Genomic DNA, 20228 nt, shown 5'->3' with positions numbered 1-20228 from the left:
CACGGGCACGCATGCAGCAATCAGCGTGCCCATGTCGGTTGCGATTGTGGGGGTGGTTAGTGCGTTCGGATCGTGGTCGATGTTCGCGTTGATGGTCGCCTTGGCGGTGAGCAGTTGCGCAACCGAAAACGGGCATTACGTGCTGCGCGATGTTCCAAGTGTGGAGGTGGAATTCCGTAACGTCGCCAGCGGCACGCAGTGGCCCGCGCACGTGGCGTTGCGGGTGCATCCCGCGCGCGGCGCTCAGGGTGCGTGGTTTCTACCCTGGAATGGCGGCAGCGACGGCAGCCAGCACATAGCCTCCATTACCGACGTCACTGTGCCGGGATGGCATGCGCCCGATCCCGATGGCGGGCCGCGTCTGTTGGGCGATATCAGCTACGTCGGCACGGATGCGGACTATCGCGTGTTGAGCGAGGCGCCACGCGCGGGTGCACCGGCACCGGCGCATTTTCTGTTGCCCGACCTGCGCGAGGCATTGTGGTATCGGGCCAAGTCAGATCAGCGGCTGGATGTCGCACGGCAGTTTTTCGATTTGGATCGCTGCACCGCGAAGAAGTGAGCCCGTCGCGCGTGCGCACCATGGTGTTGAGGATCGTCAGCAGCTTGCGCATGCACGCCACCAGCGCCACCTTGTTGTCGTTGTCGTTGTCGTTGTCGCGACAGACGCTCAGGGTGCCGCTGTCGCGGGTGAGCGGTGTTACGCCGACCAACGCCGCAATGCGTTTGCGGTCCAGCTGGCCAGCTCCGGAAGACTGGCAAGCAGGGTCGGCACGGTCACCTCGCCGACGCCGTTGACCTCGCTCAGCAGATCGCGTTGGGCTTGGCATGCCAGCGACTGCTCAAGCTGACCACTCCATCTGGGTTAAGCGCTGGGCAGTCGAAGCTCAACTTCAGATGCGAACAACGCACGTCGCTCAGCAGGCAATCACAAACGTTTCAACCCACGCGCAATGCGCTCCACTGCTTGTTCAAGACGCGGCAGACGTTGCGTATACGCGATGCGGACGTGTTGGTTGGCGCGGTGGTGGCCGAAGTCGATGCCGGGGGTGAAGGCGACATGTTCGGTTTCCAGGAAGTGCGCGCAGAAGGCCTGGGCATCATCGGAAAATGCGCTGATGTCGGCGTAGAGATAGAACGCGCCCTGCGGTTCGACGGCGATTTTGAAGCCTAATGCGCGCAAGGCCGGCAACAGGTAATCACGGCGTTGCTGGAACTCGGCGCGGCGCGCTTCGAAGATGGCGATGCTTTGTGGCGTAAAACATGCTAATGCAGCGTGCTGGGCGATCGTGGAGGCGCTGATGTAGAGATTCTGCGCAAGCTTTTCCAACTCTGGCACTGCGTTGGGCGGGGCGATCAGCCAGCCCAGGCGCCAGCCGGTCATGCCGAAGTATTTGGAAAAACTGTTCAACACGAAAGCGCTGTCGTCCACTTCCAGTGCGCTATGCGCATCCAGGCCGTAGGTCAGGCCGTGGTAGATCTCGTCCACCACAAAGTGGCCACCGCGCGCTTGCAATGCCTGCGACAACGCGCCCAATTGATCGCGCGAAAGCACGCTGCCGGTGGGGTTTGCCGGCGAGGCGACCAGCGCGCCGACGCTAGCAGCATTCCAACACGCGTCCACCAGCGCCGGGGTCAACTGGTAGTCGGTGTCTGCGTCGACCGCTACCAGTTGCGCGGCGCCTTCGACCAGGCGCAGGAAGTGTCGGTTGCATGGATAGCCGGGGTCGGCGAGCAGCCAATGTTTGTCCGGGTCGACCAATAAACTGCTGGCCAGCAACAGCGCACCGGACCCACCTGGCGTGACCAGGATCCGTTCCGGATCGATGTCGCAGCCATAGCGCTGCGCATAGAAGCCGGCGATGGCACCGCGTAACGCGGGAAGACCGCGTGAGGCGGTGTAGCGGGTGTGGCCGGCTGCCAATGCGGCCTGTCCGGCGGCGACGATCGGCGCGGCGGTAGTGAAATCTGGTTCGCCAATTTCCAGGTGAATCACGTCGTGGCCGGCCTGTTCGAGCGCGTTGGCGCGGGCCAGCAGCGACATCACATGGAACGGGGCGATGTCCTGGCTGCGGCGGCTGTAGCCGGAGGCGTGCGGAAGTGGGAAGTCCATCGATTCGATCATAGACCAGCATGACCTAGGACACATGACGCCCCGCGATAAGCTATTCCACACTCGGGCGCTGGGATGGCATTGCGTTCATCCAACGGAACCCAATCTGATGAAGCATGTTCTCACTCTTCTGATCGCCACCCTGATGACCACATCTGTTTCTTCCGCCCTCGCAGCCCTCCCGTCGCCGCCGGATGTGGCCAAGTATCCGCATGTGGTCAAGGCCCCGTTCGGCGCAACCCGTAACGACGATTACTACTGGCTGCGCGACGACAAGCGCGAGGACAAGGCAATGCTGGCCTACCTCAATGCCGAAAATGCCTACACAGACGCGCTGATGGCGCCGCTCAAGCCGCTTGAAGAAACGCTGTATACCGAGATCGTCGGGCGCATCAAGCAGGACGATGCCAGCGTACCGTATTGCGAACGTGGCTATTGGTACTACATGCGTTTTGAAACCGGCAAGGACTATCCGATCCAGGCGCGGCGCAAGGACAGCATGGAGGCGCCGGAAGAAATTCTGCTCGACGTCAACCAGATGGCGCAGAGCAAGGGCTATTTCAGCGTCGGCGATGCCGAAGTCAGTCAGGACAATCGCATCCTCGCCTGGGCCGATGACGCCGTCGGGCGCCGGCAATACACGATTCGTTTCAAGAATCTGGAGACTGGCGAAATCTACCCGGACACCGTCGAAGGCGTGTCGCCGAACGTGGTCTGGGCCGACGACAACAAGACGCTGTTCTACGTCGAGAACGACCCGAAAACATTGCTTACCGTGCGCGTGAAAAAGCATGTGCTCGGCACCCCGTCCAAAGACGATGTGCTCGTGTACGAGGAAAAGGACGACAGCTTCTACATCGGCATCGGCCGCACTCGCGACGATAAGTACATCGTCATCGGTGTGGAAAGCACGGTCTCTTCCGAATCGCGCTACGCGCCGGCCGATAAGCCCGAACGTTTCACGATGCTGGCCAAGCGTCAACGCGATGTCGAATATCACCCAGAGCACTTCGACGGCCGTTGGGTGATCCGCACCAATGCCGATGGCGCCAAGAACTTCAAGCTGGTGACCGCGCCCACCAATGCGACCACGCGCAAGCAGTGGACCGACTGGGTAGCGCACGACGACAACGTCTATATCGAAAATTTCGAGCTATTCGATGGGTTTACTGCAATCGAAGAGCGCTCCGGCGGTCTGGAACGTGTGCGCCTGCTCAAGCGCGATGGCAGTCATGGATATGTCAAGGCAGATGAACCCGCATATTCGATGGGCCTGGCGGTCAACTCCGAGCCTCACACCGCGTGGCTGCGTTATAGCTACACCTCGTTGACCACGCCGGCAACCATGTACGAGCTCAACACACAGACCGGCGAGCGCAAGCTGCTCAAGCAGCAACCGGTGATTGGTTACGATGCCGGCAATTACGTGACTGAGCGCGTGTGGATCACTGCGCGCGATGGCGTCGAGGTGCCGGTGTCGCTGGTCTATAAGAAAGGCTTCAAAAAGGACGGCACTGCAGCGTTGTTCCAGTACGCATACGGCAGTTATGGTGCATCGACGGACCCGGCCTTCAATCTGCCGGCGATCAGCCTGCTGGACCGTGGCGTGGTGTACGCCATCGCACATATCCGCGGCGGCCAGGAAATGGGCCGGCAGTGGTACGACGACGGCAATATGCTGCACAAGAAGAACACCTTCAACGACTTTATCGATGCCACCCGTGGCTTGGTAGCTCAGGGCTACGCCGCCAAGGATCGCGTCGCCGCATCCGGCGGCAGCGCTGGCGGTCTGTTGATGGGGGCGGTGGCCAATATGGCCCCACAGGATTACCGCGTGATGCTGGCGCAGGTGCCGTTCGTTGATGTGGTCACCACAATGCTCGACGCCAGCATTCCGCTTACCACCAACGAATACGATGAGTGGGGCAACCCTGAAAAGAGAGATTACTACGACTACATGCTGTCGTATTCCCCGTACGACAACGTACGCAAGCAGGCCTATCCGGCCCTGTTCGTCGGTACTGGTTTATGGGATTCGCAGGTGCAGTACTGGGAGCCGGCCAAGTGGGTCGCCAAACTGCGTGACGACAATACCGGCACGCAGCCGATTGTCTTGCGCATCAACATGGAAGCCGGCCACGGCGGCAAATCCGGCCGTTTCCGTCGCTATCGCGAATTGGCCGAGTCATATGCGTTTGTGTTGGATCAGTTGGGTGCGAGGTAGTTCTTGAGCTGGGATTGGAGGATGGGGATTTGGGAATCGCAATAGTATGTGACCTTGGATTTTATCGGTCAGCTTGAATCTGCCCCACCAAAACAGACGTCAAGATGCGATGCTTTTGATCGCGTCTGGAGGTTCTGATGCTCTGCATTGCGCATCGTGGTGAAACCGATGACATCAAGGCCCAAGCCGTCACGCGACAAACGGAGCCAGCGCACGTCCTTTAGACGCTCACGTTGATGTGCGGCAAACCCGCTACTCCTTCGCCATCTGCGCACCGGGTTTGCGATGGATCGGTCACGATGCTCGATGTTTGAGGGCTGGATCAACAGCGCTTCGACCAGGCTGGAAGCAAGGTCATCACTTGCTTCAATGCGCGAGAGCTGGCGGAGTTCAGCAGATATCCCTGAGCTGCATCAGCTTGACGAGATCCAGAAACGAGCCGTCTTTTCCATCATGGAGCGGAGCGAAAAAAATGCTGAGGCCAAAGAGAAGCAATCGGCGGACGCATGCGTAAAGCGCTCACCAAAGCATGCCAGAACAGACCGCTGGCCGGGCAGGGAGCCGAGGCGCCGTTGCGTCCGGAACGTCGTTGCCCTCTGGCGTCCTCAGTGAACTGGCTGCTCGACCGACTAAGCGCCGTCGTACCGATGCATCTGCTGTGAGTTTGGCGCAGGGATCGGGCGCGCATCCGGCTCGGAACGGCACATCGATGCCGTTTTCATCCTCTGCGCTGGCGTACGACAACCTGCCCCTCAACAGTCATGTTCATGATCCTCAGCTTTGGCGCGCTGATGCGGCTGAGACAATAGAGCAGCCCCCTGCTTTTGAAGACACCGCAGTTCATGAAGTGGTTCAAGTGCCTGTCGATCGGCAGTATGGCCGTGGTGGCGATCTGGCTATGGCTGCGCCCTGAGCCGCCACCACGTGCGCTGCCTGCGCAGCACTGAGCGCACGGCAGTCAGGGTGTTCTGGCTATACTTCGGCCCATGATTATCATGTCCCGACAGTCTGTTCGCCTCGCACTGGTTGGTGCGACCTTTGTCCTGCTTGTCGCCTGCGGCAACAAGGGCCCGCTGGTGATGCCGCAGAAGCCGGTTCCGGTGGAGGCCCAGCCCGCACCGCCGCCGCCGGGTGCGCCGCAATCGCTGGATGAGTCCACACCAGCGGCTGCGCCGGTCGACAACGACACCAAATCCGCGCCCACCACCAACCATCCCGCTAGCAGCGGCAATGAGCGCTGAGGCTAGCAGCGGGCGTCTGCGCTTCACCAAAATGCATGGCGCCGGCAACGATTTCGTGGTGCTGGACTTGCGTCACGGCACGCCGCCGCCGGATGCGGCGCTGGTCGCGCACTTGGCCGATCGCCACTTTGGGGTGGGCTGCGATCAGATCCTGACCATCGAAGCCCCGCGTAGCAGCGGGGCAGTAGCGGCCTACGGCATCTGGAATTCCGACGGCTCGGCCGCGCGCCAATGCGGCAACGGCGCGCGCTGTGTCGCGGCATGGTTGGTGCGTGACGGCACCGCACAAGGCGATCGGTTCATCATCGAAAGCCCGTTCACTGCGCACGCAGTGGAGCGTCTGGATGAGGGCATCTATTCGGTTGCGATGGGTGTGCCGCAATTCGCGCCCCCGCAGATTCCGCTGGCAGGGTTTGCACATGCGCGCGAGGAATACGCGCTGCCGGTGCACGGCGAGACGTTGCGCTTTGGCGCGGTATCGATGGGCAACCCGCACGCGGTGGTCGAAGTCGGTCGCGTGGATGCGGCGCCGGTAGAGCGCGTGGGCACGCTGCTGCAGCAGAATGCGGCGTTCCCCAATTCGGTCAATGTTGGCTTCGTCCAGGTGGTGGACCCGACGCATGTTCGCCTGCGCGTGTTCGAGCGTGGTGTCGGCGAGACGCTGGCCTGCGGCAGCGGTGCGTGTGCGGCCGCCGTGGTGCTGATGCAGCGCGGCCGCGTCGAGCGCGACGTGCGGGTGTCGTTGCCGGGCGGCGAGCTGCTTATCGGCTGGCCTGGGGATGAGCATGAGGTGGTGATGTCCGGCCCGGCCGTGTTCGTTTTCGATGGAGAATGGAACTGATGAGCGAGAACACGGACAAATTCGGCGCGCACGAGGTCGCCACGTGGCTGCGACGCCACCCGACCTTCCTCAAGCAGTTCCCGGATCTGGCGGTCAGCTTGCTGGTGCCGCGCGACGACGGCCCCACTGCTTCGTTGGCAACCTATCAACTCGAAGTGTTGCGCGACAAGAATCGCGAGCTGTCGCGGCGTTTGCATGAGTTAGGCAGCAATGCGCAAGACAACGAGCGACTGGCGGTGCGCACGCATCAGCTCACCCTGGCGCTGATGCGCCAGACCAGCGCGGCCGACACGTTTAAGGCGATGGCGGCCTCGCTGGCGGAAGATTTCAACGGCGAACTGGTGCGCCTGGTGTTGCTGACGCCGGTCGCCGGCCTGGAGGCAGAGTGGCTGCAGATCATCGCCGCCGATGACGCGCGCCTCGCGCCGTTTCGCGACTGCCTAAGCGGTGGCGAACCGATCTGCGGCCGGTTGCAAGCTGAAAAACACGCACTGCTGTACGCCGAGCAAGCAACACAGGTGCAATCCACTGCATTGTTGCCGCTGTCCGGCGTCGGCCTGATTGCGGTCGGCAGCAGCGATGCCAACCGGTTCTATCCCGGTATGGGCACGCTGTTCCTGCGCATGATAGGCGAATCGCTGAACGTGGCATTGCAGCGCTTCGATGCCGGCTGCGGGGCGGGTTGATGCGTGTGGTCAGCAGTGGGTGGCTGCGCTGATGGCGCGTTGTCAGGGGCTCTAACGTGTCGTCGGTCGAAAACTTTCTGTCCTATTTGCAGGTCGAACGCCAGGTGTCGGCGCATACGCTGGACGCCTATCGACGCGATCTTGCTGCCTTGGCGGGTTGGGTGGCTGACCAGAAGAGTGGAGATGGCGCGCAGTGGGATGTCGCACAACTGGACAGTGCGCAGCTCAATAGTGAGCAATTGCGGCAGTTCGTCGCCGCCGAGCATCGCCGCGGCTTGTCGCCCAAGAGTCTGCAGCGTCGGCTGTCGGCATGCCGCAGTTATTACGCCTGGTTGCTCAAGCACGGCCACATTGCGGCCAGCCCGGCAGCGGCGATGCGTGCGCCCAAAGCGCCGCGCAAATTGCCGCAGGTGCTGGACGCGGACGAGGCCGTGCGCCTGGTGGAAGTGCCGACCGATGCGCTGCTGGGCTTGCGTGATCGCGCTTTGTTGGAATTATTTTATTCGTCCGGCTTGCGCCTGAGCGAGCTGTGCGCGCTGCGTTGGCGCGATCTGGATATGGACAGTGGCCTGGTCATGGTGCTGGGCAAGGGCGAAAAACAGCGCCTGGTACCGGTTGGCTCGCATGCGCTCACCGCCTTGCGTGAGTGGCAACGCGACAGTGGCGGACGTGCCGAAACGCACGTGTTTCCCGGTCGTGCCGGCGGCGCGATTTCGCAACGTGCGGTGCAGATCCGCATCAAGCAACTTGCAGTGCGTCAAGGTATGTTCAAGGACGTGCATCCGCACATGCTGCGACATAGTTTTGCCAGTCATCTGCTCGAATCGTCTGGCGATCTGCGTGGCGTGCAGGAACTGCTAGGTCACTCGGATATCGCCACCACGCAGATTTATACGCATCTGGATTTCCAGCATCTGGCCAAGGTGTACGACGCCGCGCATCCGCGTGCGAAGCGTAAGAAAGCTGCTGAGTGAGTGGTGGGTGTGACGGGCGGGCAACCATCTTGCGCAGATATTGCTAGGCGCGGATCAGTGCTCTTGAAGCGCTCTTGCGAGGAGACAGGGGCTTTAAGCAAATGACGCGTGATGTCAACCTGCTCAAAACCGCCGGCCTGCACTGATTCGTTGCCAACGTTGCCGGCTGCGAGCATCAGCGCCTGCTGTCTTGCGCCTGAGCGCGCTGCATCAACCTGCGTCGGCGGTGATCAAGGCATCTCGTCATCGCCAAGAGCGCAAACCTGATGTCGCGGGATGTGTTTCAGGCATGCGTGAGCCGGCCGGCTGCGTCGCATCGCCGCAGCGCGCTTGAACCCGGCAGGGGCGTCCCCACCTCATTGGAAACCCTCGGAGGACTCATGGACCCCAGCCAGAATCCCAATATCGTTCACGCCACCACCATCATTTCGGTTCGGCATGGTGGGCGTGTCGCCGTTGCCGGCGATGGCCAAGTCACCCTCGGCCACACCGTCATGAAGGGCAATGCGCGCAAGGTGCGCAGGCTCGGTCGCGAGGGCCAGGTGTTGGCCGGTTTTGCAGGCGCTGCCGCCGACGCGTTCACGCTGTTCGAGTTGTTCGAAGCCAAGCTCGACAAACACGGTCAGTTGACCCGAGCAGCGGTGGAGCTGGCCAAGGATTGGCGCACCGAGCGCCGCCTGGGCAAGCTTGAAGCATTGCTTGCCGTTGCCGACAAAGAGACCTCGCTGATCATCGGCGGGACCGGCGATGTGATCGAGCCGGAAGACGGCATCATCGCGATCGGTTCGGGTGGCTCGTACGCCTTGTCCGCCGCACGCGCGCTGCTGGCGCACACCGAACTCGATGCCAAGACCATCGCAACTGAAGCGATCAACATCGCCGGCGATATTTGTATTTATACCAATCGCAATGTGGTGGTTGAGGAGCTGTGAATCGGGATTCGGCAGTCGGGATTGGGGATTTGCCAATGCAATCCTGATTTCTGATCGCCGCCCGGACACCTGGATCCTTCCTACTCCGCTTTTAACAATCTCGAATCCCCAATGCCCAACATCGATACCGCCACCATGACTCCGCGCGAAATCGTGCAGGAGCTCGACCGTCATATCGTTGGCCAGCACGATGCCAAGCGTGCGGTCGCCATTGCGCTGCGTAATCGCTGGCGCCGGATGCAGTTGCCCGAAGACCTGCGCAACGAAGTGATGCCCAAGAACATCCTGATGATCGGTCCCACCGGCGTCGGCAAGACCGAGATCGCGCGACGTCTGGCAACGCTGGCCAACGCGCCGTTCGTCAAAGTCGAAGCCACGCGCTTTACCGAAGTGGGCTATGTCGGCAAGGACGTGGAGCAGATCATCCGCGATCTGGCCGACACCTCGGTCAAGTTGTATCGCGAGCAGGCCAAGGTGCGCGTGCGCAATCAGGCCGAAGAGCGCGCCGAAGACCGCATCCTGAATGCGTTGCTGCCGCGGCGTGCGGCCGGGATTGGTTTCGACCCGGAAGCGGCGCGCAACGAGCCGTCGTCGCAAGAAAACGAAACCCGCATCAAGTTTCGCCGCATGCTGCGCAATGGCGAGCTGGACGAGCGCGAGATCGAACTGGACGTCGCGGTCAACGCAGGCATGGACATTATGACCCCGCCGGGCATGGAAGAAATGGGCCAGCAATTGCGTCAGATGTTTTCCAGCCTGGGGAGCGGAAAATCGCAGAAGCGCAAGCTGACCATCAAGGCTGCGCGTCCGCTGCTGATCGAAGAAGAGGCCGGCAAGCTGGTCAACGAAGACGACGTGCGTGCGGCGGCGATCGAAGCCTGCGAGCAGCATGGCATCGTGTTCATCGACGAGATCGACAAAGTTGCCAAGCGTGGCGAAGCTGGCTCTAACGGCGGCGATGTCAGCCGCGAAGGCGTGCAGCGCGATCTGTTGCCGTTGGTGGAAGGCTCCAACGTGTCGACCAAATACGGTACGGTCAAAACCGACCACATCTTGTTCATAGCATCAGGCGCATTTCACTTGGCCAAACCCAGCGATCTGATTCCCGAATTGCAGGGCCGCTTCCCGATCCGTGTTGAATTGACTGCGCTGACCAAGGCCGATTTCGTACGCATTCTCACCGAGCCAAAGGCGGCGTTGATCAAGCAGTACGAAGCCTTGTTGCAGACCGAAGGCGTGACGCTGACCTTTGGCGCGGATGCGGTGGAGCGGTTGGCCGAGATCGCCGCGCAGGTCAACGAGCGGCAAGAGAACATCGGTGCGCGTCGCCTGCACACGGTGCTGGAGCGTTTGCTCGATGTACTGAGCTATGAGGCGCCGGATCGCGATGGGCAAAGTGTCACCGTGGATGCGGCCTATGTGGACGCGCAGCTTGGCGAACTGGTGCAGGATCCGGACCTGAGCCGTTACATCCTCTGATGTTGCTGCACGGCAGCGTGTGTATCGGATAGGCAAAGACCCGCCAGATGATGGGTCTTTCGTGTATCACCGGGCATTGTGATCAGCGTAGGTCCTGTCGCAGATTGGCGCTGTAGCGCTGGATTTGTATGGCGCCTGATTGTGCGTAGGCGTGAGCGAAGGGAGCGATGAGTGCCGGCCACTGCGTGTTGGTCGGATGTCTGCCCGAGTTGCTTGCGTGCATGGAGGTCACGGGCAATGCCAGTGCTGCGCTCGCAGGCGGCGCATCCGAGTGCGCCACGATGTCGAATAACTGCATGTGCGAGGTCACTGCATCGTCCGAGGCGGCTTGGCCCAATCGCTCTGCAACAGCTGCCGTATCAACCACCACCGGCCGCGCCGCAGCATGGTCCCCCACATTTTTACTTCCATGACCGCTGGTGTTGATGGTTGCTCGAATGACCGTGACAGCGTGTGGCAACAGGGACCGGCTGACCTGCAAAAAAACAGCGGCCATGCTTGGTCTTGTCGCCATAGGCAAACACCGGTCGCCAGGCCGCCTTGCACCGGTTGCTCAGTCCTCGCCGATATCTTCGTTCCACACATCCGGATTGGCTGAAATATAGCCATCGAGCAACTCGATGCATTCCTGGCTCTGCAGGTCGATCACGTTGACGCCATGCTCGCGCAACCAGGCGATGCCCCCCTGGAACGTAACCGATTCGCCGACCACCACCGTGCCGATATTGAACTGGCGCACCAGCCCGCTGCAGTACCAGCACGGTGCCAGCGTGGTGACCATGATGGTGTCCTTATAGCGGCGCTGACGGCCGGCCTTGCGGAAGGCGTCGGTCTCGCCATGTACGGACGGGTCGTTTTCCTGCACGCGGCGGTTGTGACCGCAACCGAGCAAGCGGCCATCGTTGTGATAAAGCGCCGCACCAATCGGGATGCCGCCTTCGGCCAGACCCAGGCGGGCTTCGGCAATGGCGGTGTCGAGCAGGGCGCGGTAGTCGGGAGTGGTGATCATGCAAGCTCCTGGGTGGTGGCGTCGGCACGACGCAGCATGTCGATGTGGGGGATGCCGTCTGCCAGATACGCTGCGGAAGACGGCGTAAACCGTGTGCAGCATAGAACGCTTGTAGATGCGCTTGCGCGCCGAGTTGTAGGGCGCTATGAGGCCAACCCGTCCAGCTCCGGAGATGCGCACTGCTGTTCCACCACGAACACATCCGAGCGCAGCCGCAGCAGCGCATACAGTTGCGTGGTGCTTGGTTCGTCGACGCGCAGATACTGCCAGCGCAGTTATGGTGAGGGCGAAGAAGACATCGCCGCATGATAGCGACTGCGTCGGCTCAGTCGACCGCGCTATTAGTGTCGATCGCCACCACCACCGACATGCCTGGGCGCAGGCGTGGCGCCAGCGGTTGGTCGGGATCGACGCTAATGCGCAGCGGAATGCGCTGAGCGATCTTGACGAAATTGCCGGTGGCGTTGTCGGCCGGTAACACGCTGAATTCCGAGCCGGCCGCCGGGGAAATCTACTGCACACGGCCATGCAGGCGTGCGTTGTCCAGCGCATCCACGCTGAAGCTGGCGCGCTGCCCGACACGGATCCTGGGCATCTGTGTTTCCTTGAAGTTGGCGACGATCCACAGCGTGTCCGGCACCAGCGACATCAGCTGCGTGCCGTTGGTGACATAGGCGCCCTGACGCACGCCGAGTTGACCGAGCTGCCCATCGCGCGGGGCAAAAATGCGCGTGTTGTCGAGGTTGATCTGGGCTAGCCGCACGGCGGCCTGCGCGTTGGCGACGGCCGCTTGCAGCGCGGCGCGATTGACGGTGACGCTACGTGCGTTTTCTTCGGCGGCCTGCACCGCGGCACGCGCTTGCGCGACGCTGGCATCGGCCTGCGCATGCGCAGCGAATGCGGTGTCGCGATCCTGCTCCGAGACCAGCTGCTGGCTGGCCAGTTGCTGGGTGCGCGCATACGCCGAACGGGTGCGGTCGCGTTGCGCCTGGTTGCTGCTCAGCGCTGCGCGCTGTTCGGCAATCGTCGCATCGGCGCTGTGCCGTTGCTGCTCCCAGTTGGCGAGATTGGCTTGCGCAGTCTGTACTTGCGCCTTGGCCTGTTCGAGTTGCTGGGCATAGATGCGGTCGTCGATCTTGGCCAGCAACTGGCCGGGCTTCACGTGCGCAAAATCCTGCACCGGCACCTGCGTGACATAGCCGCTGACCTGCGGTGCGATCACCGTGATCTGGCCGTTTACCATCGCGTTCTCGGTGTGCTCGATGGCACTAACGAACGGTGGCAGCCGCCACGCATACAACACTAGTGCCACGCCGAGCAGGGCAAGCCCGCCGAAGCCGATCACGCCACCGATGCGGCGGCGTTGTTGCTCGGCGATGGCTGTGGTGTCGGCAGGTGTATTCATGGGCGCGCAGTGGAAGCAGGAGGAGGGAGCAACCGACAGGGGTGGGCGCAGATAGCGTTGCCACACCAGCACGGACAGGATCCATAGCCCGGTGGCAATGGAAATGCAGCCGATCAGCAGAAAGACATCGTTGTAGGCAAGCACATTTGCTTCGCGCGTGGCCACGCTGCTCAATGCACGCATGCCTTGGGCCTGGCGCTGTGCGGGGTCGTCGATGCTGCGGCCATACAGGCTTGCGTAGGCCTGCACGCGCGCGGCCACTTGCGGGTCGGTCAACACCAGATGCTCGACTAACTGGCTGGAATGGTATTTCTCGCGCACCACCTGCACGATACCGAGCAGGGCGCTGCCGAGCAGGCCGCCCATGTTCTGCGCCATGCCGAACAGCACGATGAAACTGATCAGATTGCCCGGCTGCGCAATCACCCGGCCGATGCCGGCAACCATCGCCGGGCCGATGAAAAACGTACTGCCGAACGCCAGCAGGAACTGGCTGACATACATCTGCTCCGGACGCGTGAGGCTGGTGGCACTGGCGTCCATCAAGCAGCCGATGCAGATGGCGGCCACCGCGATGATCAGATGCTCGGCAACCCGCGCCGGATTAATCAGCCAGGCACTGGCGGCCACGCCGACCACCGCGCCCAACAGCATCAGCGCAAACAAGGTCTGCAGTTGCGTGTTGGCCAGCCCCAAGGTCTGGAAGAAGCCAATCGCGCCGGTGCTTTGCTCCGACAGCACCAGCCGGATCAGCAGGATCGCCAGGCCCAACCGCAACAGGTCCGCACTTGCCAGCCAACGCGTGTTGATCATCAGGTTGCGGCGGTTGTGTTCGATCCACGTCGCTGCGCACAGCAGCACGATGGAGGCCGCCAGCACCACGCCCAGCCACGGTGCGCTGGTCCACCACAGCAATCGCCCGAGTGAGAGCACTGCGGCCAAGCCGGCCGAACCGGCCGCAAACAGGCTGAAGGTGAAAAAATCCAGCGGCTCGAACACGCGATAGCGATCACTCGGCGGCAGCTTGAGCGCCAGCACGCAGGCCAGCGCGAACACTGCCAAGCCACACTCGAACAGATACAGGCCTTGCCACTCGCCGAATTCCAGCAAATCGGTGGAGAACACCCGCGCCAACGGCAGCGCCAGCTGAGTCAGGCCTAGCCCGGTGACCACCGCCTTGAGCCGGTACCTGGTCGGAAACGCCTGAATCACGTAATACAGCCCCAGCGAACCGAGCGCCGCCCCGACCAGCCCATGCGCGGCACGCACCGTAATGGCCGAACTCAGGCTGTGCACGAACAGATGCGCAAAGGCAATGGCCGCATACAGCGCCAGAAAGATCTCGGTAAAGAGGCGCAGCCCGAACTACTGGCGAAACTTCACCAGCAGCAGATTGGCCGACATGTTGGTCATCACGTAGGCGGCCGGCAGCCAGGCCATTTCGGTGGCATAGGCGCCGAGCGTGCCTTTCAGATAAGTCAGGTTGGCGGTGACCAGCGCGTTGCTCAGCCCGCCGGTCAGCGCCACCACCCCGCCCACCAGCCCATACTGGATGCGCCGCCGGGTGGGGTGCAGCGGCGTGGAAGCCGACCCGGGCAGGGTTGGCTTCTCGTGGCCTGCCAGTCGCGCTGGACGTACTTGTCGCGCACTGAATGCTCGCAGGGCTGGTCTCAGTTGAGACAACGATTGTGATCCCGTTGCGGTCATGGTGGCGTCAGCAGTGCGATAATCCGGCCATGAGCGAATCTCCCTATACCTCCGGTACCACCCATTTCGGCTTTCGCGATGTCGCTGCCAAGGACAAGCAGAAGCTGGTCGGCGAAGTGTTCACCTCGGTCGCGCGCAACTATGACCTGATGAACGATCTGATGAGTCTGGGCGTGCACCGCGCGTGGAAACGCTATTTCGTCGCGACCGCACAGGTGAAGCCGGGCGACCGCGTGCTGGACCTGGCCGGCGGCACCGGCGACATCGCCGTGCTGCTCAGAGCGCGCGTGGGCAACGAGGGCGCGGTGGTGCTGGGCGATATCAACGCCGGCATGTTGTCGGTGGGCCGCGACCGCCTGACCAACCGCGGGCTGGTGTCCGGGTTCGATTATGTGCAATGCAACGCCGAGTCGCTGCCGTTCCCGGATCAGAGCTTCGATCTGGTGACCATTTCCTTCGGCCTGCGCAATGTCACCGACAAAGACGCCGCGCTGCGCGAGATGTATCGCGTGTTGAAGGTGGGCGGGCAGGCGCGCGTGCTGGAATTTTCCGAAGTCACCGCCGACTGGTTCAAGCCGATCTACGACTTCCACTCGTTCAAGATCCTGCCGAAGCTGGGCCAGCTTTTCGCGCGCGATGCCGACAGCTATCAATACCTGGCCGAAAGCATCCGCAAGCATCCGCCGCAGGAATCGCTCAAGGGCATGATGGGCGATGCCGGATTTGCGCGTTGCCATTACAAGAATCTGACCGGCGGCATCGTGGCGATCCACTCCGGCTACAAGATTTGACCCGATACGCGGCCCCCGATCGAGTTCGGTACGTTTAACGCGCGCCGAACTTCGTGCGCATATTGCGCATGTGTTCGCTTGCAGTGCCGTTGCTGTATGCGCACAGGCGCGCACCAACGAATTTCTGAGACTTCTGTCGCCTTGGCTCCACGCACTGTCGGCGACACTAGGCGCCCTTTTGCCGGAGAGTTGGATGCGCTTGTACGCTGGGCTCTTGCGCGTGTTTCCTCGCTCCTTCAGCGCTAAGCTACTGGTGGTGACCTTTGCCGGCATCCATCTGCCGCTGTTGTTGTTGATCGCGTGGGTGGCATTGCAAAGCGAGTTGGGCGAGCGCCCGCTGTGGTTGGTGGTGATCGTTGCGTTGCTGGCCACCTTGGTCGGCACTGCGTTGACGCTTTCAGCGCTATATCGCTTGTTGGCGCCGCTGCGCATCGCCGCCGATGCGCTGGACACGTATTACGCCGATCAACGCTTGCCTACCTTACCCGAGCATGGTGACGATGAGCTAGGGCGTCTGCTGCGTAGAATCAATCGCAGTTTGCGCGGCATCGATGCGAGCATGCGCGATCTTAAAAAGCATGCTTTGTTCGACCCGCTGACCGAAGCCTTGAACCGTCGCGGCTGCGAACAGGCGATGCGCGAATCGATGACCGCCTCGCAACGCGAAGGCTGGCCGTTCGTGTTGTTCGTGCTTGACATGGACAACCTCAAACCGATCAACGACCGCTTCGGGCATCTGGCCGGCGATCGTGTGCTGGTGCGGCTGGTGGAATCGGCGTACGGCTGGCTGGGCGCACAGGACTGGATCGGACGCTGGGGCGGGGACGAATTCTTGATCGGCATCCATGCCAGCGAAGACGAAGCTACGCTCAAGTTCAACCAATGGCTGTCAACACTCGAACGCGAAGATGCCGATGAAGCGCCGTTGCATGTGAGCGCCGGCAGCGCGGTCTGCGAGCAGGGTCTGGATGCGACCGAGCTGTATCGGCGCGCCGATGCGGCGATGTATCGCGCCAAGTTCTCCGGCGGCCGGCGTCTGGTGCGCGATGGACATGATACGCCGCGCAGTCATCCGGTAGCCTGAGCAACCAGCGATGGCACGGGCAGGCAGTGGCGCAGGGCGCTAAAGTGCTCAATTCCTCCTCTGTGGTGCCGTCGATGCGCTTGTCGTTCCTGTCGCTGTCTCTGGCCATGTCCATCGCGCTGGCCAGCTGTTCCAACGAGTCCCCGCCGCCGGCGTCCACCGCCACCGCTCCCGTGAATGCAGACGCCCGCAATCAAGACGAGAGTTCGTACGCGCAGCCGCGGTTGGTTGTCATCAAGGATCTGGCGCTGGATCTGAAGTTGGATTTCGACGCCAAGCAGATCGGCGGCACCGCGACTTACACGCTGGAGTGGAAGGACAAGGCCGCCAAGCAACTGGTGCTGGACACGCGCGAGCTGAGCATTGCGCAGGTGCAGGCCGATGACGGCAAGGGCGCACTGTCGCCGCTGCAGTTCGCATTGGCGCCGGCCCACAAGACCTTCGGCAGCAAGCTCACCATCGAGGCGCCCAACCAGCCGACCAAGGTGGTGATCACCTATCACGCCGCACCGACCGCCTCGGGCCTGCAGTGGCTGGAGCCATCGATGACCGAAGGCAGGCAGCTGCCTTTCATGTTCAGCCAGTCGCAGGCCATTCACGCGCGCAGCTGGGTGCCGCTGCAGGACACCCCTGGCGTGCGTTTCACCTATAGCGCGCATGTGACCTCGCGCCCGGATGTGATGGTGCTGATGAGCGCCGACAACGACCCCAAGGCCGCGCGCGATGGCGATTACAGCTTCAAGATGCCCGAGCCGATTCCCTCGTATCTGCTGGCGATTGCAGCAGGCGATGTGGTGTTCAAGCCGATCTCCGCGCGCTCGGGCGTGTGGGCCGAGCCGGCCATGGCCGCAAAGGCCGCCAAGGAATTTGAAGACACCGAGAAGATGATCGGTGCCGCCGAAAAACTCTACGGCCCGTATCGCTGGGGCCGCTACGATATGCTGGTGTTGCCACCGTCGTTCCCGTTCGGCGGCATGGAAAATCCGCGGCTGACCTTCGCCACGCCGACCGTGATCGTCGGCGACAAGTCGCTGGTTTCATTGGTCGCGCACGAATTGGCGCATAGCTGGTCCGGCAACCTGGTGACCAATGCCAGCTGGAAGGACATCTGGCTTAACGAAGGCTTCACCACCTACGTGCAGAGCCGCATCACCGAGGCGCTGTACGGCGTGGAGATGGCCGAGATGGAGCGGGAGATCGACCAGGGCGATTTGCTGGCCGAGGTGAAGGACATGCCGCCGGCCGACCAGGTATTAGCACTGCAGTCACTGGCCGAGCGCGACCCCGAAGAAGCCTTGAATCACGTCGCCTACGTCAAGGGTGCTTGGTTTCTGCAGTTCCTGGAGCAGCGCGTCGGGCGCGAGGTGTTCGACCCGTTCCTGCGCGGCTGGTTCGACGATCATGCCTTCCAGAGCGCGACTACCGACCAGTTCGTCGATTATCTGCAGAAGAACCTGCTGGCCAAGCATCCCAATATGGTGAGAATGGCCGAAGTGGATGCATGGTTGACGCAGCCGGGCATCCCGGCATTCGCCAGCAAGGCACGTTCGCGCAACTTCTCGATCGCTGACACCGCCCGCATCGCTTGGAGCGGCAGCGGCACGCTGCCCAGCAAGCAGGTCACCAGCGCATGGGGTACGCAGGAATGGGTGCAGTTCATCAACGGTATGGGGGCGACCTTGAAGCCGGAACAGCTCAAGCAGCTGGATGACGCGTATCACTTCACCGGCACGCCGAATGGCGAAATCGCGATGCGTTGGTATCCGCTGGCGATTCGTAGTGGCTATACCGCCGCGCGCGCGGCAGCAGGCCAGTTCATCGAACGCGTCGGCCGCCGCAAGTTGGTGCTGCCGATCTATGCCGAACTGTTGAAGACGCCGGACGGCATCGCCTTTGCCGAACAGGCGTTCGAAAAGGCCAAGCCCAGCTACCACCCGATCACCACCGCATCGGTGGCCAGAATGTTGGCGAAGGCCAAGGCACCGGCACCTGCACCGGCACAGCAATGAACTGCTGCGGAAAGTTGAGCAGTAAATTCAAACTATGAGTTCAAACAAAAAGGGCGCCGCGTGCTCCCTTTTTGTTTGACGGCTGCATTGCGATATGCGCCGCGTCATTGCGCGTATCCGCCGCGGGCTTGGCTCAGGTCGCGCCCTGTGCGCGACACGCCCCGTCAGCGACATCCTCGCGCACGCTCCGTCGCACCGCACTCCGAACGCCTGCAGTCATGCAGGCGGCCTGCAATGTCAGGCTGTTATCGTTGCCCCTGTTTTCCATGCCTTCCGGAGTCGACGATGAAGTATCTGCTGAGCACGGCCTTATGCGTCGTTGCCCTGACTGCCTGCACCGATCGCGACGCGCAACTTCAGGCGCAGGTAACCGCCCAGGCGCAGACCAAAGAACTCCAAGCCGATGCGCTCGCCAAGCAATACGACGAAGCAGTCAAGGCCGAGCAATGGGACATGGCACGTGCGCATGGTGCCGCACTGCTGGAGGGCTACGCAGGCACCGCTGCGGCCGCGCGTGTCGAGCCAGGCTACGCCGCTATCAAGGCCAAGGGTGAGCAAGCGCGTGAACTGCGTCGCATGCAGGCGTTGTGGCAGTACTCGCAGGTGCCTGCCAAGGGCGGCTCCCAACGCTCGGCGATGATCGATGCCAAGCAGCGTGTGGATGTGGATGGCAGCGGCCCGAAGCCGATGAGCCTGGTATTCCGCGATCACCCGCAGTGGAAGCGCCATAGCTATCTCGTGCTCAAGGCTGGCGATTTCAATTGCTATGGCGGCTGCAAGGTGCAGGTTTCGGCCGATGGTGGCGCGCCACGCGCGATGGCCGCACATCGCCCAGATACCGACGAAGCGATCGCCATGTTTATCGACGACGACAAGGCACTGTGGAAGTTGGTGCGTAACGCCAAGCGCATCAGCATCGCTTTCCCGGTGAAAGCAGGCGGCACGCGCACGGCAGAGTTCGAAGTGGGCGGCTTGGATGCCACGTACATGCCAGGCTGGAAGTAGGCATGGATGGCGCAATGGCCAGTTCACTACGTCCGGCGTTGTCCGACTACCGCCACTGGGTCTTCGACATGGACGGCACGCTGACCGAATCCGTGCACGACTTTGCATTGATCCGCTACGCGTTGGAGATCCCGCCCGACGCCGACATCCTGCATCACCTGGCATCGCTGCCAGCCGACCAAGCCGCACCCAAATACGCGTGGTTACTCGACCACGAGCGTGCACTTGCGCAGGCAGCACGTGCTGCGCCAGGCGCGCTGGAGCTGGTGCGTGCACTGCAAGCGGCCGGATGTCGGCTTGGCATGCTCACCCGCAACGCACGCGAACTGGCGAAGGTCACGTTACAGGCGATTGGCCTGGACGATGCGTTCGCCTGGGACAATATCGTCGGTCGCGACGAAGCTGCACCCAAACCTGCACCTGACGGCCTGCAATATTTCGAACGACGTTGGTCGGTGGATGGCGCGGCATTGGTGATGGTCGGCAACCACTACAACGACCTTTCCTGCGGCCGCGCCGTCGGCGCCTGCACAGTGCTGGTCAACACCCCAGGCGACCCCTGGCCTGGTTTTGCCGATTGGCGCCTGCACGATTGCATGCAGTTGCTTGTGCAGTGGAAAGGCTAGGCGTCAGCCCCGGCATTGATGAGCGCGTTCAAAACCTGGGATCAAACACAGGGGGAAGGCTGACAATCGACGTTAAGCAGAGGCGAATTGAACTTGGACCGT

16 protein-coding genes and 5 pseudogenes are annotated in these 20228 nt (G+C 62.1%); 14 read left to right on the top strand and 7 right to left on the bottom strand.

The annotated features are described in order from the left end of the window. Positions 1–31 precede the first annotated feature (31 nt). Complete coding sequence (locus PD885_RS22215) at positions 32–562, top strand: hypothetical protein (protein WP_002804693.1); 531 nt, start codon at positions 32–34, stop codon at positions 560–562. 13 nt (positions 563–575) lie between these two features. Here the strand turns inward: PD885_RS22215 and PD885_RS22830 are convergent. Together PD885_RS22830 and PD885_RS17195 are read right to left on the bottom strand one after the other, a co-directional pair. Then, positions 576–847: pseudogene (locus PD885_RS22830) on the bottom strand (transposase); the annotation flags it as partial. Between the two features lie 81 nt (positions 848–928). Continuing rightward, on the bottom strand, positions 929–2113 hold the full coding sequence (locus tag PD885_RS17195; RefSeq protein ID WP_002804694.1) for a pyridoxal phosphate-dependent aminotransferase: 1185 nt from the start codon (positions 2111–2113) through the stop codon (positions 929–931). A 109-nt stretch (positions 2114–2222) separates the two neighbouring features. On the opposite strand from PD885_RS17195, the gene PD885_RS17190 reads away from it, so the two are divergent. The 8 genes and pseudogenes from PD885_RS17190 (at position 2223) to hslU (ending at position 10490) form a co-directional block, all read left to right on the top strand. Next, positions 2223–4337: a S9 family peptidase gene (locus PD885_RS17190; protein WP_002804696.1), complete on the top strand. Its 2115-nt coding sequence runs from the start codon at positions 2223–2225 to the stop codon at positions 4335–4337. An 848-nt stretch (positions 4338–5185) separates the two neighbouring features. After that, positions 5186–5284: pseudogene (locus tag PD885_RS21030) on the top strand (YbaN family protein); the annotation flags it as partial. 39 nt (positions 5285–5323) lie between these two features. Next, on the top strand, positions 5324–5578 hold the full coding sequence (lptM, locus tag PD885_RS17185; RefSeq protein ID WP_002804699.1) for an LPS translocon maturation chaperone LptM: 255 nt from the start codon (positions 5324–5326) through the stop codon (positions 5576–5578). Then, positions 5568–6419, top strand: a complete 852-nt coding sequence (gene dapF, locus PD885_RS17180; RefSeq protein ID WP_002804702.1) for a diaminopimelate epimerase — start codon at positions 5568–5570, stop codon at positions 6417–6419. Before lptM ends, dapF begins: the two co-directional genes overlap by 11 nt. Next, positions 6419–7105: a DUF484 family protein gene (locus PD885_RS17175; protein ID WP_040762437.1), complete on the top strand. Its 687-nt coding sequence runs from the start codon at positions 6419–6421 to the stop codon at positions 7103–7105. The genes dapF and PD885_RS17175 overlap by 1 nt, the downstream gene beginning before the upstream one ends. Before the next feature lie 56 nt (positions 7106–7161). Next, positions 7162–8079: a tyrosine recombinase XerC gene (xerC, locus tag PD885_RS17170; RefSeq protein ID WP_002804705.1), complete on the top strand. Its 918-nt coding sequence runs from the start codon at positions 7162–7164 to the stop codon at positions 8077–8079. Between the two features lie 380 nt (positions 8080–8459). Beyond that, a complete protein-coding gene (hslV, locus tag PD885_RS17165) occupies positions 8460–9011 on the top strand; it encodes an ATP-dependent protease subunit HslV (RefSeq protein WP_002804706.1) in 552 nt (183 codons plus the stop codon). Positions 9012–9122: 111 nt separating this feature from the next. Beyond that, a complete protein-coding gene (gene hslU, locus PD885_RS17160; protein ID WP_002804707.1) occupies positions 9123–10490 on the top strand; it encodes an ATP-dependent protease ATPase subunit HslU in 1368 nt (455 codons plus the stop codon). Between the two features lie 82 nt (positions 10491–10572). Here hslU and PD885_RS22210 read toward each other — a convergent pair whose 3' ends face one another. The 5 genes and pseudogenes from PD885_RS22210 to PD885_RS17135 form a co-directional block, all read right to left on the bottom strand. After that, positions 10573–10887: a hypothetical protein gene (locus PD885_RS22210; protein WP_002804708.1), complete on the bottom strand. Its 315-nt coding sequence runs from the start codon at positions 10885–10887 to the stop codon at positions 10573–10575. Between the two features lie 156 nt (positions 10888–11043). After that, positions 11044–11499, bottom strand: coding sequence for a nucleoside deaminase (locus PD885_RS17150; RefSeq protein WP_002804709.1), 456 nt, complete (start codon positions 11497–11499; stop codon positions 11044–11046). After that, positions 11496–11774, bottom strand: a pseudogene (locus tag PD885_RS17145) (GNAT family protein). Before PD885_RS17145 ends, PD885_RS17150 begins: the two are co-directional and overlap by 4 nt. A 50-nt stretch (positions 11775–11824) precedes the next feature. Then, a pseudogene (locus PD885_RS17140) lies at positions 11825–12904 on the bottom strand (HlyD family secretion protein). Next, a pseudogene (locus tag PD885_RS17135) lies at positions 12901–14553 on the bottom strand (MFS transporter). Before PD885_RS17135 ends, PD885_RS17140 begins: the two co-directional pseudogenes overlap by 4 nt. Positions 14554–14640: 87 nt before the next feature. Between PD885_RS17135 and ubiE the strand changes: the two are divergent. The 5 genes from ubiE (at position 14641) to PD885_RS17110 (ending at position 20126) form a co-directional block, all read left to right on the top strand. Further along, positions 14641–15402 carry a bifunctional demethylmenaquinone methyltransferase/2-methoxy-6-polyprenyl-1,4-benzoquinol methylase UbiE gene (ubiE, locus tag PD885_RS17130; RefSeq protein ID WP_002804713.1) on the top strand — a complete coding sequence of 254 codons (762 nt, stop codon included), beginning with the start codon at positions 14641–14643 and terminating at the stop codon, positions 15400–15402. A 193-nt stretch (positions 15403–15595) separates the two neighbouring features. Then, complete coding sequence (locus PD885_RS17125) at positions 15596–16486, top strand: GGDEF domain-containing protein (RefSeq protein ID WP_002804716.1); 891 nt, start codon at positions 15596–15598, stop codon at positions 16484–16486. 74 nt (positions 16487–16560) lie between these two features. Continuing rightward, positions 16561–18495 carry a M1 family metallopeptidase gene (locus PD885_RS17120; RefSeq protein WP_040762402.1) on the top strand — a complete coding sequence of 645 codons (1935 nt, stop codon included), beginning with the start codon at positions 16561–16563 and terminating at the stop codon, positions 18493–18495. Between the two features lie 285 nt (positions 18496–18780). Continuing rightward, positions 18781–19500 (top strand): hypothetical protein, encoded by a 720-nt coding sequence (locus PD885_RS17115; RefSeq protein ID WP_088057014.1) that lies wholly within the window; start codon positions 18781–18783, stop codon positions 19498–19500. A 14-nt stretch (positions 19501–19514) separates the two neighbouring features. Beyond that, entirely contained in the window at positions 19515–20126 is a 612-nt protein-coding gene (locus PD885_RS17110) for an HAD family hydrolase (protein WP_231892710.1), read from the top strand. Positions 20127–20228 lie beyond the last annotated feature (102 nt).

The sequence above is a fragment of the Xanthomonas fragariae genome (genome assembly GCF_900183975.1).
Lineage (GTDB): Bacteria > Pseudomonadota > Gammaproteobacteria > Xanthomonadales > Xanthomonadaceae > Xanthomonas > Xanthomonas fragariae.
Note: the sequence above shows the minus strand (reverse complement) of the source record. Positions and strands in the feature narration are given on the sequence as shown.

What these genes read in the sequence shown, in the direction of transcription:
- PD885_RS22215 (WP_002804693.1), top strand. Translation starts at nt 32, where the DNA reads ATGTCGGTTGCGATTGTGGGGGTGGTTAGTGCGTTCGGATCGTGGTCG.
- PD885_RS17195 (WP_002804694.1), bottom strand. Translation starts at nt 2,113, where the DNA reads ATGGACTTCCCACTTCCGCACGCCTCCGGCTACAGCCGCCGCAGCCAG.
- PD885_RS17190 (WP_002804696.1), top strand. Translation starts at nt 2,223, where the DNA reads ATGAAGCATGTTCTCACTCTTCTGATCGCCACCCTGATGACCACATCT.
- lptM (WP_002804699.1), top strand. Translation starts at nt 5,324, where the DNA reads ATGATTATCATGTCCCGACAGTCTGTTCGCCTCGCACTGGTTGGTGCG.
- dapF (WP_002804702.1), top strand. Translation starts at nt 5,568, where the DNA reads ATGAGCGCTGAGGCTAGCAGCGGGCGTCTGCGCTTCACCAAAATGCAT.
- PD885_RS17175 (WP_040762437.1), top strand. Translation starts at nt 6,419, where the DNA reads ATGAGCGAGAACACGGACAAATTCGGCGCGCACGAGGTCGCCACGTGG.
- hslV (WP_002804706.1), top strand. Translation starts at nt 8,460, where the DNA reads ATGGACCCCAGCCAGAATCCCAATATCGTTCACGCCACCACCATCATT.
- hslU (WP_002804707.1), top strand. Translation starts at nt 9,123, where the DNA reads ATGCCCAACATCGATACCGCCACCATGACTCCGCGCGAAATCGTGCAG.
- PD885_RS17150 (WP_002804709.1), bottom strand. Translation starts at nt 11,499, where the DNA reads ATGATCACCACTCCCGACTACCGCGCCCTGCTCGACACCGCCATTGCC.
- ubiE (WP_002804713.1), top strand. Translation starts at nt 14,641, where the DNA reads ATGAGCGAATCTCCCTATACCTCCGGTACCACCCATTTCGGCTTTCGC.
- PD885_RS17125 (WP_002804716.1), top strand. Translation starts at nt 15,596, where the DNA reads ATGCGCTTGTACGCTGGGCTCTTGCGCGTGTTTCCTCGCTCCTTCAGC.
- PD885_RS17120 (WP_040762402.1), top strand. Translation starts at nt 16,561, where the DNA reads ATGCGCTTGTCGTTCCTGTCGCTGTCTCTGGCCATGTCCATCGCGCTG.
- PD885_RS17115 (WP_088057014.1), top strand. Translation starts at nt 18,781, where the DNA reads ATGAAGTATCTGCTGAGCACGGCCTTATGCGTCGTTGCCCTGACTGCC.
- PD885_RS17110 (WP_231892710.1), top strand. Translation starts at nt 19,515, where the DNA reads ATGGCCAGTTCACTACGTCCGGCGTTGTCCGACTACCGCCACTGGGTC.